Source organism: Paenibacillus sp. GSMTC-2017 (assembly GCF_016019935.1).
Lineage (GTDB): Bacteria > Bacillota > Bacilli > Paenibacillales > Paenibacillaceae > Pristimantibacillus.
In genome coordinates this window covers 174105-190614 of record NZ_JAECMT010000003.1, presented here as the reverse complement: position 1 = coordinate 190614, position 16510 = coordinate 174105, and the positions used below count along the sequence as shown (strand labels likewise).

The 16510-nt window shown below is 40.1% G+C and carries 19 protein-coding genes; 10 read left to right on the top strand and 9 right to left on the bottom strand.

Going from position 1 to position 16510, the window contains the following annotated elements:
• The first annotated feature begins 50 nt into the window (after positions 1-50).
• From I6N90_RS12870 to I6N90_RS12855, 4 genes are all read left to right on the top strand, one after another.
• Entirely contained in the window at positions 51-656 is a 606-nt protein-coding gene (locus I6N90_RS12870; RefSeq protein WP_197936022.1) for a TVP38/TMEM64 family protein, read from the top strand.
• Between the two features lie 13 nt (positions 657-669).
• Positions 670-1032 carry a zinc ribbon domain-containing protein gene (locus I6N90_RS12865; RefSeq protein WP_197936021.1) on the top strand — a complete coding sequence of 121 codons (363 nt, stop codon included), beginning with the start codon at positions 670-672 and terminating at the stop codon, positions 1030-1032.
• An 87-nt stretch (positions 1033-1119) separates the two neighbouring features.
• Complete coding sequence (locus I6N90_RS12860) at positions 1120-1263, top strand: hypothetical protein (RefSeq protein WP_197936020.1); 144 nt, start codon at positions 1120-1122, stop codon at positions 1261-1263.
• A 47-nt stretch (positions 1264-1310) separates the two neighbouring features.
• Positions 1311-1604 (top strand): transposase, encoded by a 294-nt coding sequence (locus tag I6N90_RS12855; protein ID WP_197936019.1) that lies wholly within the window; start codon positions 1311-1313, stop codon positions 1602-1604.
• 81 nt (positions 1605-1685) lie between these two features.
• On the opposite strand, the gene I6N90_RS12850 is transcribed toward I6N90_RS12855, so the two are convergent.
• On the bottom strand, positions 1686-2813 hold the full coding sequence (locus tag I6N90_RS12850) for a DNA alkylation repair protein (protein WP_197936018.1): 1128 nt from the start codon (positions 2811-2813) through the stop codon (positions 1686-1688).
• Positions 2814-2907: 94 nt separating this feature from the next.
• The gene (locus I6N90_RS12845; protein WP_197936017.1) at positions 2908-4689 is read right to left on the bottom strand and encodes an ATP-binding protein; all 1782 of its coding nucleotides are present in this window, start codon (positions 4687-4689) and stop codon (positions 2908-2910) included.
• A gap of 282 nt (positions 4690-4971) precedes the next feature.
• On the opposite strand from I6N90_RS12845, the gene mscL reads away from it, so the two are divergent.
• Together mscL and I6N90_RS12835 are read left to right on the top strand one after the other, a co-directional pair.
• Entirely contained in the window at positions 4972-5436 is a 465-nt protein-coding gene (gene mscL / locus I6N90_RS12840) for a large-conductance mechanosensitive channel protein MscL (protein WP_197936016.1), read from the top strand.
• The gene (locus I6N90_RS12835) at positions 5429-6088 is read left to right on the top strand and encodes an NUDIX hydrolase (RefSeq protein WP_197936015.1); all 660 of its coding nucleotides are present in this window, start codon (positions 5429-5431) and stop codon (positions 6086-6088) included. Before mscL ends, I6N90_RS12835 begins: the two co-directional genes overlap by 8 nt.
• Before the next feature lie 66 nt (positions 6089-6154).
• Here I6N90_RS12835 and I6N90_RS12830 read toward each other — a convergent pair whose 3' ends face one another.
• From I6N90_RS12830 to I6N90_RS12815, 4 genes are all read right to left on the bottom strand, one after another.
• Positions 6155-6574 (bottom strand): hypothetical protein, encoded by a 420-nt coding sequence (locus I6N90_RS12830; protein WP_197936014.1) that lies wholly within the window; start codon positions 6572-6574, stop codon positions 6155-6157.
• 144 nt (positions 6575-6718) lie between these two features.
• On the bottom strand, positions 6719-7873 hold the full coding sequence (locus I6N90_RS12825; RefSeq protein ID WP_197936583.1) for a glycoside hydrolase family 18 protein: 1155 nt from the start codon (positions 7871-7873) through the stop codon (positions 6719-6721).
• Positions 7874-7895: 22 nt separating this feature from the next.
• Entirely contained in the window at positions 7896-8999 is a 1104-nt protein-coding gene (locus I6N90_RS12820) for an acyltransferase (RefSeq protein WP_332262453.1), read from the bottom strand.
• 15 nt (positions 9000-9014) lie between these two features.
• A complete protein-coding gene (locus I6N90_RS12815; RefSeq protein WP_197936582.1) occupies positions 9015-10364 on the bottom strand; it encodes a glycosyltransferase family 2 protein in 1350 nt (449 codons plus the stop codon).
• 551 nt (positions 10365-10915) lie between these two features.
• On the opposite strand from I6N90_RS12815, the gene I6N90_RS12810 reads away from it, so the two are divergent.
• A complete protein-coding gene (locus I6N90_RS12810; RefSeq protein WP_332262452.1) occupies positions 10916-11221 on the top strand; it encodes an acetyl-CoA acetyltransferase in 306 nt (101 codons plus the stop codon).
• A gap of 54 nt (positions 11222-11275) precedes the next feature.
• Positions 11276-12172 carry a manganese catalase family protein gene (locus I6N90_RS12805; RefSeq protein WP_197936012.1) on the top strand — a complete coding sequence of 299 codons (897 nt, stop codon included), beginning with the start codon at positions 11276-11278 and terminating at the stop codon, positions 12170-12172.
• A gap of 84 nt (positions 12173-12256) precedes the next feature.
• On the opposite strand, the gene I6N90_RS12800 is transcribed toward I6N90_RS12805, so the two are convergent.
• Positions 12257-13117, bottom strand: coding sequence for a serine/threonine protein kinase (locus I6N90_RS12800; RefSeq protein ID WP_197936011.1), 861 nt, complete (start codon positions 13115-13117; stop codon positions 12257-12259).
• A gap of 151 nt (positions 13118-13268) precedes the next feature.
• Between I6N90_RS12800 and I6N90_RS12795 the strand changes: the two genes are divergently transcribed.
• Positions 13269-13700 (top strand): hypothetical protein, encoded by a 432-nt coding sequence (locus I6N90_RS12795; RefSeq protein ID WP_197936010.1) that lies wholly within the window; start codon positions 13269-13271, stop codon positions 13698-13700.
• A gap of 119 nt (positions 13701-13819) precedes the next feature.
• Positions 13820-14038, top strand: coding sequence for a hypothetical protein (locus I6N90_RS12790; protein WP_197936009.1), 219 nt, complete (start codon positions 13820-13822; stop codon positions 14036-14038).
• A 94-nt stretch (positions 14039-14132) separates the two neighbouring features.
• On the opposite strand, the gene I6N90_RS12785 is transcribed toward I6N90_RS12790, so the two are convergent.
• The gene (locus I6N90_RS12785; protein WP_197936008.1) at positions 14133-15482 is read right to left on the bottom strand and encodes a putative bifunctional diguanylate cyclase/phosphodiesterase; all 1350 of its coding nucleotides are present in this window, start codon (positions 15480-15482) and stop codon (positions 14133-14135) included.
• A gap of 250 nt (positions 15483-15732) precedes the next feature.
• Positions 15733-16437, bottom strand: coding sequence for a response regulator transcription factor (locus I6N90_RS12780; RefSeq protein WP_197936007.1), 705 nt, complete (start codon positions 16435-16437; stop codon positions 15733-15735).
• Positions 16438-16510 lie beyond the last annotated feature (73 nt).

Here is a 16510-nt window from a genome sequence, read left to right as displayed (position 1 = left end):
TGTCTATCTGGTATTGTTTAGTTACGAATATACAGATTGGAGTTAAGAACATGGATCATTTGCAGGAATGGATTTCTAATTTGAAAGAAATGGATATTCAGCGTATTCAACAGACGCTAGAAAGTTATTCTGAGTATGGACCTCTACCTGGTTTATTACTCGCATTTATAGAATCCTTTCTCCCTTTCCTTCCGCTCATATTAATTATTGCCGCTAACGCAAATATTTATGGGCTAGGATTTGGTTTCTTATTCTCATGGATAGGCGTTTCTGCAGGAGCAGTTTGCGTTTTCTGGATTTGCAGAACACTTGGCCGTAACGTAAAAGCTCGGCTACAACGTAGATTCCCGAAATCTGAACGATTTTTTAACTGGGTTGAACGAAAAGGGTTTACCCCGTTATTTTTATTAGCATGTTTCCCCTTTACGCCGTCCATTGTTATAACGGTAATATCCGGGCTAAGCAAAGTTCCTTTCCATACTTTCTTACTCGCAACAATTTTAGGCAAAGCCGTAATGATATTTTGTATTTCATTAATTAGCTTCGATATTGGAAATCTGGTAGAAGAGCCATGGCGCATCTTCGTTTCCATTACTGCTGTACTTGTTATGTGGTTTGGAGGAAAACGACTAGAAAGCCGTTATCAAATAAAATAATGAGGGATGACTAATGCCAACCAAAGCATTCATCGCTACTGCTCATCCCTTGAATGCGTGGGTCGATGTGGGAGCAACAACCTTTGTTCTGCTACTTGCCGTTATACTTGTCGGAGCTATGTTCCTATTCATCCGAGTCTCAACCGACGATTCTGATAAGTACAAACAATTCCGTGATGTGGTGGAGACGATCTTCGGTACTCCTGCTCATCTGCGTCCAGGACAAGACCCTGGCTCTAAAAGTGAATCTTCAAGTACTTCGGAGGCCGTGACAGCAAGCAAGTTACAAACTTTTCAAGAGCCTTGTCCTGCATGCGGTGAAGAAGTCACTGAACGTGACATTGTCTGTCCTGCGTGCGAACTCCGATTATTATAATTGAACTCATACATTCCTTCCTCCTGTGGCAAGCTAATGTCGATCTTCCGAGTACAAGATCATATTTCTTTAAGGGAGCGATAGCCTATGTCTGGAACGCAACCATCCGATCGTCAGAGAGCGGCCAGCAAGAAGCAGTCGTTAGCCGATCGCCAGCTCGCAAGCAAGGAACAATCCAGCCAGCAGCAATCAGAGGCTGACCGTTCTGCGGTGCCAAAGCACGGATTATAATTGACTGGCTTGCTTACGAAGTTACGTGTTAGGAGTGAAGTGGCATAATGAGCAATCCAGATAACCCTGAACGAATGGAACCAGTTTCAGGAGAACCCGTTGAATCAGACGGCGTTTACCGTAACGAGTGGGGACGCGATGAGAAGCTTAAACGCGGGGATACATTTCCCTCTGATCCAATGCTTGGTGCAACAGAGTGGAAGCAGGTTGAACTTACGTTTGACAATCATCATGAAGGTCGTACAGATCCAAGACTTACCCCTCACGATGACGATGACAATCCCGAAGCTCATATGCAGCATCCAAGGCGCCACACAACTAGCAACAAAGACAAAGATTAAACGAATTGATAAAAAACAGCGGAAGATTGGCAAGTTGCCACTTCCGCTGCTTCTATATGATTTTACTCCCCATATCAACCTTTAAGCATCGATAACTTCAAGATCCTCTTTAGCTACTTCCACTCCGTTAACCCATAAAGTGAAAACATGCAAACCAGCATAATGTTTGCGAGTCGTTAAGTTCGCAAACCGGTGAGTTCGGAGCCCTTCAGCAATCTCACCAAAACTATATTCTCGATCAGATAGCAGAAATCGTTTTAGCGACGTTTTGCCACCTGATTTCATAAAATCAATCCCATACTCAATGCGTAGTTTCATACGATCATTGCTTATTGGTTTCCCCGCAAGCTTGATCCGGTAACGCAATTGAATCTCTCCTCCTATCTCTACCCTATCTTGTGATAGCGATAGAGAAGCTTCTGTCACAAGTTGATTCGCCTCTTCATCTCCACCTTGTGAAGTGTATCCGAACAATGACATCACTCTTCTATCTGCTCGTTTAATTAACGTACGACAAGCATGTCTTACTATCCAATCAGTCAATGGATGGGATCCTTTCCATTGCTCTGCAAGTTCTATAACTAAATCAGGATGATCTTTAACGATATCATTTAGATGATTGGCTACACTTTTGCGGACATAAAGTGAAGGGTCCTGCTTCAGCTTCGTCAGCAGAGGTAACATTGGTGATGGATCAATCTTAAACATTGGCAACGACTGACCCCAAGGTAGACGTGGCCTTGAACCTTCGCTGGACAGTCTACGCACATGCTCATTCGGATCATCAGCCCATTTTAGTAACTGTGGAATCATACGCTCAGGATGCTCCAGAATGAATGGTCTAACTGCAAATTCCGAGGATGATCGCTTCGTAAATCTTGCTAGTGCTTCCATCGAACGATCCCAGTGCTTTTCCTCTTTACCGAACACTTCAACGAAATCTGGGAAAAATAAATAGGGAAACCCCGTGCATTCTTTATCAATTAGGAACAGAATGTCAAGTGCTTCTTCATAATCATCTGGCAATGATGCCCCGAGCGCTTCTGTAATTCTGCGGATACGAGGTTTTAATTCAAGCCTATCCCAGTCTTCTCTCCGCGCTCGTTTTGTAAAGTCAGTTATACTGAATTTCGGCCATGCAGCATGTACTTTTCCACCAAACTGTTCCAAAAATTCGCCATCATACATTAGTTTAAGTGGTTCTGCCAATATACTTCCCCCTCAAGCCCTCTATTAGAGAACGTATGTTTGTATAATAGAGATATACCATGAAACCTCTCCCTATTACAAGCATACTTCCTATTTAGGCATGACGGTTAAGTACTGCGAGCTTTAATGATTTCGGACTACGATAAGGTAGTCTAATGATAAACGTCGTCCCAACACCGAGTTCACTTTCTGCATGAATACGTCCTTTGTGATTTTCAACTATCTTATATGTAACCATTAGACCAAGACCCGTTCCTTTGTCTTTCGTAGTATAAAATGGTTGTCCCATCTTCGTTAATTGCTCCTTAGTAATTCCAGTTCCTTCATCTTGGATAGTAATTTTCACCTGATCATTTTCTTCTAAAGCAAACACCACATTTACAGTTCCCCCCTCCTCCATAGATTCAATCGCATTTTTCATCACATTTATAAAAACTTGTTTTAATTGTGTTTCAACCCCTTCTACCCATAAAGGTTGATTATGTATTTTCTGTCTCAGTGTCACATTATGCAGCTTCGCAAGTGAACTTAATTCGTCAATCATTTCATTCATCAATCGGCATAGATCAATAGAAACATATTCATATACCTGTGGCTTGGAAAGCATCAGCAGCTCACTAATGATGGACTCGATTCGCACAAGTTCTGAGTTCATAATTGAATAATAATGATTATTATGAATACGTCCTGTTGATAGTAGTTGTATAAATCCCTTTAGCGACGTTAGTGGATTGCGAATTTCATGTGCGATTCCAGCTGCTAATTGTCCGGCTATAGATAACTTCTCAGCATTGATTAGCAACTGCTCATTCTTTTTACGCTCGGAAATATCACGAATAATAACTTGATCAATAGGTGAACCAAAAAAAGCAGTTCTCACTCTTACCATTTCGGTATAAATGCATTTGCCATATGTTGTTTTCCATTTAAGCTCGATAGGCTTAGCCCTTACAGTTTCTTGGGCTCGATCTAATTGAAGCATTGTCTTCATATCATCATGATGTTGTTCATCTAACAGTTCGTAAATACTTGAACCTATAATATCTTTTTCATTATTCACTTCGAACAATATAAGTCCTGAAGGATTGATATATTCCCACTTGCCCTCTTTCATTAATGCTATCGTATCCATTGAATTTTCTACAAGAAGTCTGTATCGCTCATCAACTATTGCGTACTTTTTAACACTGAGCCAGGTTGTTAGATTATAACTAATAATGAGTAATGTACTTACACATACTATGAATGCAAGTAGTAACATAAATTCATTAAATCTTTCCGTAGTCAAAATGTATTCGTACTCCACTGTAACTGCGTGCATACCAAATTGATGCATTCCCATAGTGGAAATACCTAATATAAAACTACTTACTATTCTATAATGTGATGATTTATACCGAAGTAACACCAAGGCGAAGTAAACACCTATAATGTTGATGCATATTGATATTGAAAGCAGGAAAAGATTAACTGCAGACGAGTGAATGGCGCTTGAAAGAATAGATAAATAGTGAAGCGTAATGGAAGCTACGACGATACAAAATGTACAAACCCACTCTCGAAGACGAGGGCTGAATAATTCACAATAATGAATATATAGTCCTAAAAAGATTATTAATGCACATAACGCAAATATGCTTACCATGCTCCAATCAACGATAAGTAAATGATCGGAAGTTAGCAGTGATACGACATGTATTGTCCATAGCCCTAAACTATATATAGTTGCAGCAGCTAACAGCCAGTTAAAAGATAATCCAGGTTTCTTCGGACTTACATGATCTATCATACTTATCATTGTAAAAGCGGCATAACACATAATTGTAAGTGATAATAACAGAAAATAGGGGTTCCCGTATAAGATAGAGTTAATCATACCTCTCCTCCTATAGCTCAAGATAATCTCGCAGAGTAGATATTTCGACAAATTTCCAAAATATCCTTTTATTTTCTGTGTATTTTTATACTTTTTGTTGAATAATATCAATTTTTGCAAACGGAATGGAGTCTGCTTAATTGGATAATGTTGTGGTAATCTTTCGATATTACCATGACAATGATTTACAACCACTTGCTTTCATAGTTTAGCAATGCTAGATTTGGTTCATACTAGAGATAAACAATACAGATGAGAAGAGTGAACGGAGGCCATTAAAGAATGAAGATTTTAAATGAGTTTAAGGAGTTTGCAGTAAAAGGAAACGTTGTGGACTTGGCAGTCGGTGTTATTATCGGGGCAGCCTTTGGTAAAATTGTTACATCGTTCGTAAACGATATTGTTATGCCCCCAATCGGTATGTTACTAAACGGTGTCGACTTTAAAGACTTGAAAATTCCGTTATCGGATACAACGGGAATAACAGATGCTGCTAAATTAGCTGCAGAGCCCGCAATCCATTACGGTCAATTCATCAACGTTATGATCGACTTTGTCATCGTAGCATTCTGTATATTCCTAATGGTAAAAGGCATTAATACGTTGCGTCGCAAGAAAGAAGACCCTAACGCAACACCAGCAGAAGCTACTGAAAAGGAATGTCCATATTGTTTGTCCCAAGTACCTGTAAAAGCTACACGCTGCAAACATTGCACATCAGAACTAAACAAAACAGCCAATGCCTGAAGAAATATTTGATATATACGACGAGCATCTAAATCCAATAGGTACAGCTACTCGTGCTGAAACTCATAAAAATGGTTATTGGCATCGTTCGTTTCATTGTTGGTTGACACGTAGAGAAGGTGATCGCCAGTTTGTTCGATTTCAATTACGACAAGCGTGCAAGGACACGAATCCCAGTTGTTTCGATATTACAGCGGCAGGCCATTTCTCCACCGGAGAGACGTTGCGAGATGCTGTTCGTGAGCTAGCGGAAGAACTCGGTGTTATCGCTACTTTCGAAGAACTCATTCCACTTGGACAAGTTAGAGAAGATCTCACTGGAATAGTAAATGGCAACACTTTTATCGACCGTGAGGTAAGCGATATATTTGCACTCATTTGTGATCTTCCAATGAATGAACTTAGACTTCAGCCAGATGAGGTTGCCGGAGTTTACGAAGCAGGTATCAATGAACTTCTCTTACTCTTCGAAGGTAAATGTAATGAAATCATTGTAAGTGGTGTTATTCTAGCAACTAGTGATGTTTCCAATGATGCTTCATCAAACCAAACGTTGCTTTCAAGCCAGCGGAGCATACGTGCAAATCAGTTTGTTCCTCGCAATTATTCTTACTATATCGATGTACTACAAAAGCTACTTCAGTGCACTTAATCTATTAACCGACAAAGAGAGCCCATCCTGTTATTACAGGTGGGCTCTCTTCTTGTTACTATTCGATTAGAAGAATCTGTTTTCACCATCAAAACCAAAACCGTGACGTCCACATCCACAATCATGACGACGACACTCATCAAAACGTCTTCTAACACATATGTCGAACGAAATGACAGCAGAATCGCGTCCAAAAGTACAACAAATTCTCACACAATCAAAACCTGGTTTCTTGAAGAAATGAATCGCTCTGCAATGAAACTCAAACAGCTCATTCACTACTCTGCAATCGCAATGACGAATAGCTTCAACTAGTCTCCTAGCTTGACAACGTCTGCGCAGATTAGCAAATCTTCTGCTTAGTTCGCGCCCAGCTTCTTGGATTCCTTCTACTGCAAAATCATCTCTGTGATGGCGACGACGATCGTGGTGACGGTGATGTCTCCGATTTCTTCTAAGACCACTAACTTCTAGTTTGGCGGACATATAAATCCTCCCCTCTATGTTGCATACTCTATTCTATGCAAAATAAAGAGGGAAGTATGGGTATTTTGAGAGTGCCAAACGCTGAAAAAGTGGACCAGTTATCCTACAATTCCTATCGCCTTAGAGTAGATTAATAATACTTCATTACTCTTTCTTATTGCTGTCCTCGTTCAAATTATCCGACAAATACTGAATAATGCCATTCTCAGCATCCTGAGCATACTCCCACACCATAGCACCTGCCAAGTCTTTATCCTTAATATACTGAACTTTTGCTTCTAGTGCTTCCTTATCTTCATAACTTATGAACATATCTCCATTATACAAATAAGCTGCCTTGGCCTTGTCATCGAAATATCGCTTGAACCCATTCTTATTCAAGTATTCCTTTTCGATTGTTTTGTAGCTCAAATCCTTCTTATCAATATCGATTGGCTTACCCTTTTCGAATAACCCGTCGCCTTTGCTTTTGACACCTGTCCATCCATACGAGTAAGCTGGCACGCCGAGTAGAAGCTTCTTACTGCCAATTCCAAGCTTCAAATACTCCCCGACGATACTATCCACACTTATGAGTGACTTATTATGCTCGTCCATATACAAGTTGGCATTAAAGCCAGTCGTTTCCGTCCATCTACCTGTTAAGTCATAGCTCATAATATTGATAAAATCTACATACTTCTCAACCTTCTGCAACTCTACATTTTTGAAGTACCAGTCTTGTGTACCTGCTGCAAATGTTAAAATATATTTTTTACCGTCCTTATGCGGTAATTGATTAAGTCGTTCTCTTAGTTCTTTCATTAAGTTTGTAAAGTTTACAGTATCCTTCGGACTAGCTTTCACCGTTCCCCAACCATCAAACGCCGGGAATTCCCAATCGATATCGACGCCATCAAGGTCAAGTTCTTTAACCATGTCAACGATGCTCTGAGTAAACAAGTAACGATTGCCATCAAGTGACGCATCCGAAAATCCGTCAACGCCATATCCACCAACTGCTAGTACCATTTTTGTATCTGGGTTTTTAGCTTTAAGCTGTTTAATATTCGATTTGATCGCTTCATTTGAAGCTTCATCTTCATGGAAGAACAAGTTCGTCCCAGCTATTTTAGCAAATGCAACAAATGCTATATCCACGTTTTGCTCGGACAATTTTACATTCGCAGGATCTCTCCAAGCCTCAATATATACAACTGTAAGCTTACGATCCTCTGCATTTACTTTTTGATAGAAATAAACACCTAAACCTATTATTAATATAGCAATTAATGCTTTAGTTAAATGATTAACCTTGATCGCTTTATTCGCTCTCATACTTTTACCCCCTTCCACCAAATAACAATTGTGTTACCCAGCGGTTTAAATTAAGCACTTTAACGATGACGAAACTTATTAGAAATACAGTAGTCACATTATAGAGCAGGCTTACTGTCGTTTGTAGAAATGAAGCATCTACTTGAATCTCTTTAGCTACAAACATTTCGATAAGCAAATGGATCAAATAAATACTGAAACTAGCTGCTGAAACTGCTCTAATAATAATTTTGATTTTATCATTTGTTCGTCTGCTTATACTGGCGTCCTTATCCTTAAAGTAAAGGAACAGAGCTACCGCCGTTAACAAGCTCGTAATCGAATAGTTGCCATAGAACAGCTCATCTAACGTACCTTTTTGCATGGAAACAAAGTATGTTAATACGGGCGTTAGGAAAAAAGATGCAATACCAATATTAAATAGTACATGCTTAAACTTTGGTGTCAGCTCGAAATGAAATAAATAATAACCTAATATAAAATAACCGAGATACTCTTCGAAAAAAGGGATATTAAAGCTAGGAAAGTCGAGATACTGCTCAGTCAAACGGAACTTTATCTGGGAAGCGAATTGATATACAACACTCACTAGAAACCAGAGGAGTATATAGTATCGCAAATCCTTTTCACTGCACGATTTTACGAACTTACTAATAAGTGGGACTGTCATGTAGATCGCAATAATAGAATATAAGAACCAAAGGTGGACGTAATTCCGGTCCGTGAGTAGTTTATAACCAAAATCCAAGATGAATTCCCATGCGCCGAGTTTGCTTTTGAGAATAACGTATTGAAAATACAATCCGTAAATAAGCGACCACGCAACTAAAGGAACTAGTAACGGCAAAATCCTCTTTTTATAAAACTCTGCTATAGACTTCACTTCTGTTCGCAAAATCATCGCACCACTAATCATAAAGAAAACGGGAACAGCGAATCTGCAAACAGAGTTAAGTACATTGCCAATCCACCATGATGTTGTTGAAAAATCATTCGTGCGTGTAAGTAGCGGTGCTGTTATATGAAGTACGATAACGGCTACGATGGAGAGTATTCGTAATATATCAATATATATAATCCTTCTGCTAGCAACAGCGTTGCTCATCATATGCCTCCTATCTTATTATCTTGAGCCGGCTGCTACGTTTTGGCTAATTGAAGCAACACCTTTACGTTCTACAAAGCCCCAGCCATTGTCGTTGTCAAAATATTTAAATGTGCCAACAATATTGATATAAAGAAGAACAAGTCGATACGTAAACAGTTCTGCTTGGCTAAATACAAACATTTTTGCATAATCCCAAGCCGAAAAGTGACTGCCGTACTTCCTGCACAAGTGGAAAGAAACACCGATTTGCACAGCATTTATTAACATTGTGATAATAAATAGGAGCATAGCTGTAATCAAATTAGTACCGGAGAATACTGCATCTATCAGATGAAAGATGGTTGTAAATGCTGTCAATGTTCCAAGAATGAAACCATCAATAGCAAAAAAAACACTTATGCCAAGACCGAAGCTTTTGGATAACTTAGACCAATAGATCATGATGCAATCCACAAAAGCTTTCTGCCAGCGAATGCGTTGCTTGTAGAAATTTTTCATATCCTCAGGACATTCGGTAAAACATACCGCCTCAGGTGCATAAACAAGCCGCTTTTTCAGCTTATTGGCCTTAATATATTTATGGATTTTCAGTGTAATATCGATATCTTCACCGACAGTACTTCTAAAGCCTTCCACTTCATACATAAGCTCCTTGTAAAACGCTCCAAATGCTCCAGAAATGACGACGATGGAGTTAAATGCGGATTGTGTTAATTTGCGGACGTAAAAACTGTGGATGTAGCTGATCATTTGGCTCTTAACGATTCCTTGGCCAGTGAACGTTTCTTTGATTACGCCATCTTTCTTAACAGCGCCTTGTACAATTTTCACTGTTCCACCTAATGCAATAACTTTTGGATCGTGGAAGTATTGATTTACATACTTAAGCGAGTTGGTCTCTAGCATACTATCAGCATCTAGTGTTATTACGATTTCAGCGCTGGCAAAGTCGATGCCCGCATTTAATGAATCAGCCTTACCGCCATTCAATTTGTCGAGGACATAAATATGCGGATACAGACTGGATTGATAGAACCCTCTGACACGCTTATATTTCAAGCGTTGATTCGGCTTCCGATAGTTTACCCGAAGCTCCAGAAGCTCCTGCAACTTCTCGAAGGTGCGATCACGAGATCCATCATTCACAATAATAATTTCATGGTTGCCGTAATTAAGGCCATCCATGGCGTCCAAGCAGTTCTTGATCGTTAATTCTTCGTTGTAAGCAGGGACGAGAACCGAAAAGGACTTTTCGGTTAGCGTGCTATCCAGTTTTTTCACCTTACTAATGAACAGCGGAAGAATCGTATAAATTGCCTGAAATACGAGAAATACGACTGTCGATAAATACAAAACGTACTGAATAGTAACACACCCCTCTCAGGTTACATCTGGTTCGTAAACGATCATGAGATATGGTGCTAGGCACAGTTGGTTTCTCTCTCCACCACCATTACATTTCATGCATTCATTTCCCTCGTAACCATAAATTGTTTTAGTCTACTAAAACTATCCCAACGGAACTCATCTGTAAAATCGGGTTAGAAAGAAAGAAAACGATAACATATGGTTTTTTTATGAAAATGCTCGCTCTGTTTACATTTTTCACTACAAATGATAATCATCGGTGAACGTTTGGACGAATATATGTAAACTGTTTACATACGAGGTTTTTCATCCGAAATGATACGCGCAATCCTTGTCGTATAATGTGATAGTGTGAAATAAAACAAAAAAAGCCGTCGATGATTATCGACGGCTCTATCATATATTTCTATCTTTATATAGATATAAAAAATATAGTATGGTGGATTCATTTTGGAATCAAAAATTTCCCAAATATCCACAAACGGCATGACGCCACCTCTCATTGCATACCTATAATTAATAACCATTGCGACAGGGAGGTAATACTCGTGTCCTTATCTGAACATCTGGAAAATCAATCACGAATTATATATGAAGCTAATGACCAGCATATAGCTACGGTACAGGAAGTTCGCGACCGTATGCTTAAGCATTGCGGTAGCCATATGCATAAACATGTACGTGTGCAAACGCTCGACGGCCATATCTATGAAGGTATGATTCTTCATGTAGACCGTAGCATCTTATATTTGCAAATTATGATGCAGGACCCACGATCATTTGTAAATCCATACAACGTCATACTGCCACTAGTACTCTACGAATTGCTAGTAATTACTTTGCTGTATACATAGTGAACGTTACTTATATATAAGAAGCCATCTATTAGGAAAGAGGTGACATCCCATATGTTCCAAAGGCATAATCGACTGCAAATCGAATTGCCCCCTTCTCCTTACTCTGACTCTAATGCAGCTGCGGCGTTGCAAGAACTTTTGGGTGGAAAGTTTGGTGAAATGTCCACACTAAACAATTATTTGTACCAATCCTTTAATTTCCGCGGCAAGCAGAAGCTAAAACCTTTCTACGATCTCGTCTCTAGCATCACTGCCGAGGAGATAGGTCACGTTGAGCTAGTATCTACTGCCATCAATATGGTGCTTACTGGCGGAACAAACCCTGGCGATCCAGATTCTGCTCCGCTCAAAGAAGGTGTGAACAAACGCAACAGCTATTTCTATATTGCTACCGGGCAAACCTCCCTCCCCGGAGATTCCATGGGAAGAGCTTGGAGCGGCGATAATGTATTTAGCAGCGGTAATCTAGTGCTAGACCTTCTTCATAATTTCTTCCTTGAATGTGGCGCTCGGACTCACAAGATGCGCGTGTATGAAATGACCGATCACCCAACAGCTCGGGCAATGATCGGTTATCTTCTCGTTCGTGGAGGCGTTCATGTACTCGCTTATGCGAAGGCTCTGGAGATTGCTACTGGAGTAGATATAAAAAAAATGATACCCATTCCAAACTTGAGTAACAATGAATTCGAAGCTGCCCGTAAATTCGAAGCTATGGGGCTTGGCAATAAGCTTTACACGTTCAGTCCGGAAGACTACAAAGATGTTGTGCTCATCTGGAACGGACAAAACCCTCAGACAGGTGCCCAGCTTGAAGTGATTCAAGGGGCTCCAGAAGGGGCACCTATGCCTGATCTGGCAGAGTTACCCGAAGAGTTTGCACCTGGTATATCCCATGAGGACTTCAATGAAATTGCTCGTCGATTAAAGAAAAACGCCGGATTATAAAGTCCAAACTTGATAGCAGCTAGCTTATGCGAAACGGTGAAGACCTCTTCTTAACACTACCTTTAAGAGGTCTTCGCTGGTCTGTTATTCTACCTTCAACTTAGTAAGTAGCTCTTCGAGCTCATTCTCGCATTGTTTCGTATGAGACCAAGCACTGCCGTCGTTTAAAAGTTTACTTACGAAAGACCTCACCTCCGGATGCAACTGGAGCTCCTCTTCCCAGCTTTTTTCTTCTTCACCTTCAGGATGGTCGTATCCCGCATACATGACGAATAAAAACAAATGTCCAAGTCCAAACCAATCACTTGCTGGGTTAGGGCTTCTCATTTTCTTTTTTATAACGCCAGCACTGTCGCTCGGAGGGCCACTCTGTTCTCCAAGTGCATGACGTAGTTTTTCCGAAAGCTGTTCACCAACACCACAAGATAACCCAAAATCAATTAAATAGAACGTACCTTCCCGTATCAAAACATTTGGAATCCGTACATCCCGATGTACAAAGCCTTCATTATGCAAATAGACTAACGGCTTCAATAATGCTTGAATCATAAGCAAGGCATCGCGTTCCGAGTAGCTTTGCTCTAACTCATAAATGGAAAACTCTAGGTTATAACCTTCCACATATTCCATAATAAGTGCTTCATCTTGCCAGCGCTTGCTATAGTTTAACCATTTCGGAATTTGAGGATGACTCAGCGATTGCATGATGCTGCTCTCACGTCGAAGTAATTCTATGCCAAGATTTCCTTTACTAGGTTTATTTCGCTTCAATAGAACAACTTTATTAGTAATTATGTCTGTGCATGTATATGCTTGCCCATAACTGCCCATACCAAGCATATGGTCAATGCGATATCGTTTCGCCCAGATCGCACCTTGCTCAAGTGGATAATCGCGCCAGTTCTCTATAACTTGAGCACATTTATGCATAAACTTTCTCCACATACCAATCATCTCCTAGCCTTAGCTTATCGCGTGCTAACGAAGATGTCGAGCAGCCTACTAGACTTCTTAATCAGAAACCTTATTCTCAAACATACGTATACATAGTCAACGCTATTCATTTACTTCACCACTATTTGAAGGAGGTCTAGATATGTTAAAACGTATATTGAACTCACTAGTTGGACGTCAACAATATGGGCACCAACATTTCAGCAGCAGCGATTTTAAGAAAAAAGGGTACTACCCGCCGCAATATCAACAGCGTCCGCCATATCCGAACCAACATGGGCAACATCCGGGACAGCCACCATACCCGAATCAGAATGGCCAATATCCTGGTCAACCGCCTTACCCGAATCAAAACGGGCAATTCAACGGCCAACCGCCATATCCGAATCAAAATGGGCAATATCCTGGTCAACCACCTTATCCGAATCAAAATGGACAATATCAAGGTCAACCGCCTTACCCTAACCAACAGCCGCCTTATCCGAATCAACCACCACATTATCCACCGCCAAACCCAAATCATAACTATGGCCATGGATACTATAAGAAAAAATGGAAGTACAGCAGTTCCTAGTATTTCGCCTTTGTTAGAAATGTATTAGCAAAGTAAACATTTATCTGACGACAGTTTCATAAGAGGCTAAACTGTTCAAGGTAGAATGGGAAAAACACGAATCAGAGGTGCATGGTACAATGATGCGAGTCATTAACTTCAAAAATCGTTCCGTTCCTGTCTATTACCCAACCGAACAATCAGCATCTGTAGAACTGCTTCATCATAAATTGTACGAGATGGAACTGGATTTTGACTTTAGGAAAAAATGGAGACGTATTAAGTCTGTTGAAATGGTCCGCGATGTTGCGATATTCCAATACAATGATGGTACTAAGCTCTATTTAGAAGTTAGTTAACTGCTAACTAGTGGAAACAACAACTTTAGTCATTAGAAAAGACCCGCTCGGCTAACAGCCTCCAGCGGGTCTTTTCTTGTTCTAACAATCATCCTCATTTAATCGCTTTAAGAGCCATTTCATCCTCAGATGTTTGTATGCTTTGCGACTTATTATTGTTGCGCAACATCGTCATATCGATTAATGTCGGCTCCCATGGCTTGCCTAGAAGATACCCTTGTACATAGTTACAGCCCCACTCACGTAGTAGATGATACTGCTCTTCATATTCCACACCTTCAGCTATGACTTCCAAACCAAGCTTCTGCACAAGTCCAATAATAGCTTCAACAATATGTCTATCTGCACTATGAAGATCCATTTTTTTTATAAATGATTTATCGATTTTTAAACAGTGGATTGGTAGTTGCTTTAAGTTGCTGAATGAAGAGTAACCTGTTCCGAAATCATCTAATGATATACGGATGCCCTCTGCTCGCAACCGACTTAACGTGGAAATTGATGTTTCTGAGGAGTAACTCAATATATTCTCGGTAATTTCTAGCTCAATAGAGTAAGGTTGCAAACCTTTTTCCTTAATTACGTTTAATACTGTGTGTGTAAATGATGGATCCATAAGTTGAATTGGAGAGATATTTATGGACATAGTCATTTCACTTAAGCTATACTTCGTTATCCCAGCAAGCATCTTGCAAGCTTCCCGAAGTACCCATTCGCCAATCGGTATAATCAATCCGTTTTGTTCAGCTATTGGTATAAATTCATTCGGTGTAATTGCTCCAAGCTCCGGGTGATTCCAACGGATCAAAGCTTCATATCCCCTTAATCGGCCATCTGATAATCGATAAATAGGCTGATAACTAAGATGGAATTGTCGAAGAAATAGCGCTGGCCTTAGAGCCGCTTCAATTGTTGTCCGTCTGTTCATCCGCTCTGTATCTTCTGCGTTGTAAAATAACACTTGATTGCCACCCTGTCCCTTAGATTGGTGGAGTGCCGACTCTGTATGACATATGAGTAGTTCACTTGTATGTCCGTCTTGTGGAAATAAACTCGCACCAATACTAGCTGTTAAATAAAGCTCCGTGCCATCATCATCAATTGGTTGCGTTACAGCGTATTTTATCGCTTCAACCATCTTCCAATCGTTCAACTCTTCTTGTTCTACTTCTACAATGACCAGGAAGGCGTTGCCTCCAAATCTACATACCGTATGTGAACATATTTTTGAAATTGCTGATTCCGCATCTGTTAGTCTCTTATATATAATATTTAGTGCATAGTTACCGAAATCTGTTCCTTTCGTTTCATTGATACAATAAAACCGATCAATATCCAACAGAGCTACCAGCAATCGTCTACCAGACACACGCGCATTATTTATCGCTATCTCCATCTGTATGAATGCTTCACTGCGACCAGGTAAATCGATTGCCCCCCCCATGATCAAAACCCCTTCCTAGCATTTATCATCCTTTAGTATTACTCCAATAGTCGCATATAAATATTAGAAAAGTGCAGTATAGACTTTTAGAAGATTGTTAGATATATTCATTCATTCCGATAAATCTAAGTGATTATCTGCTATAAACAAAAAAAGTATTCCGCAAAAAGCGGAATACCTTTATCCTACATGAGTACTATTGACATTGCTTCATAATGTATATAAGTCTAACTATCTCCTGAGGTCCCGCTTATGTCGAATACTTGTAGCCAAATCCCCAAACTGTTCGAATAAGTTTTGGTTCTTTCGGGTTTTGTTCAATTTTTTTGCGAAGATTGACGATATGTACGTCGATTGCACGATCGGTGACGAAAGAATCAAATCCTCTAATAGCATTAATCAATTCTTCCCTGCTAAACACTTTCCCTGGGTGAGCTAGAAAAAGTTTCATAAGCTCATATTCAGAGAATGTTGTTTCTACCAATTTCCTACGCACGAGCAGTAGACGTCTCTCAACATCGAGCTGGATAGGGTCCTCTTCTTCAATCGTAGCAACTGTTGCTGCCATCTGCGTGGCAGCGTCCACATGAGTTGTACTCGAACGACGAATTAACGCCTCAACTCGAGCTGTTAATTCATGCATACTAAAAGGCTTACATAAATAATCGTCCGCTCCGGACTTAAGTGCGTGCACTCGTTCAGACACTTCACTCTTCATAGATAATATCATTATCGGTACTTGAGAGTAGCTCCGAACTCTCGTGCAAACCTCTATGCCATCCAAATCAGGAAGCATAAGATCAAGGAGGATCAGGTGTGGTTCGAAACTGCCGACTAACAGCAATCCTTCTTCGCCGCGAAAAGCCTGCTGGACTTTGTAGCCTTCCTCAGTAAGATACATGGATAACATATTACTCATCATGACGTCATCTTCAATAACTAAAACTTTATACACCGGCGTCACCCTCTAACAAATTGAAGATTTCTGTCGAAACTATTATAGTAACTCTACTATACAATACTGAACA

Excerpts from the sequence above, each read along its gene's own strand:
- I6N90_RS12805 (WP_197936012.1), top strand. The coding sequence starts at position 11,276 with ATGTTCCAAAGGCATAATCGACTGCAAATCGAATTGCCCCCTTCTCCT.
- I6N90_RS12790 (WP_197936009.1), top strand. The coding sequence starts at position 13,820 with ATGATGCGAGTCATTAACTTCAAAAATCGTTCCGTTCCTGTCTATTAC.
- I6N90_RS12795 (WP_197936010.1), top strand. The coding sequence starts at position 13,269 with ATGTTAAAACGTATATTGAACTCACTAGTTGGACGTCAACAATATGGG.
- I6N90_RS12800 (WP_197936011.1), bottom strand. The coding sequence starts at position 13,117 with ATGTGGAGAAAGTTTATGCATAAATGTGCTCAAGTTATAGAGAACTGG.
- I6N90_RS12830 (WP_197936014.1), bottom strand. The coding sequence starts at position 6,574 with ATGTCCGCCAAACTAGAAGTTAGTGGTCTTAGAAGAAATCGGAGACAT.
- mscL (WP_197936016.1), top strand. The coding sequence starts at position 4,972 with ATGAAGATTTTAAATGAGTTTAAGGAGTTTGCAGTAAAAGGAAACGTT.
- I6N90_RS12785 (WP_197936008.1), bottom strand. The coding sequence starts at position 15,482 with ATGGGGGGGGCAATCGATTTACCTGGTCGCAGTGAAGCATTCATACAG.
- I6N90_RS12865 (WP_197936021.1), top strand. The coding sequence starts at position 670 with ATGCCAACCAAAGCATTCATCGCTACTGCTCATCCCTTGAATGCGTGG.
- I6N90_RS12835 (WP_197936015.1), top strand. The coding sequence starts at position 5,429 with ATGCCTGAAGAAATATTTGATATATACGACGAGCATCTAAATCCAATA.
- I6N90_RS12855 (WP_197936019.1), top strand. The coding sequence starts at position 1,311 with ATGAGCAATCCAGATAACCCTGAACGAATGGAACCAGTTTCAGGAGAA.
- I6N90_RS12870 (WP_197936022.1), top strand. The coding sequence starts at position 51 with ATGGATCATTTGCAGGAATGGATTTCTAATTTGAAAGAAATGGATATT.
- I6N90_RS12860 (WP_197936020.1), top strand. The coding sequence starts at position 1,120 with ATGTCTGGAACGCAACCATCCGATCGTCAGAGAGCGGCCAGCAAGAAG.
- I6N90_RS12820 (WP_332262453.1), bottom strand. The coding sequence starts at position 8,999 with ATGATGAGCAACGCTGTTGCTAGCAGAAGGATTATATATATTGATATA.
- I6N90_RS12845 (WP_197936017.1), bottom strand. The coding sequence starts at position 4,689 with ATGATTAACTCTATCTTATACGGGAACCCCTATTTTCTGTTATTATCA.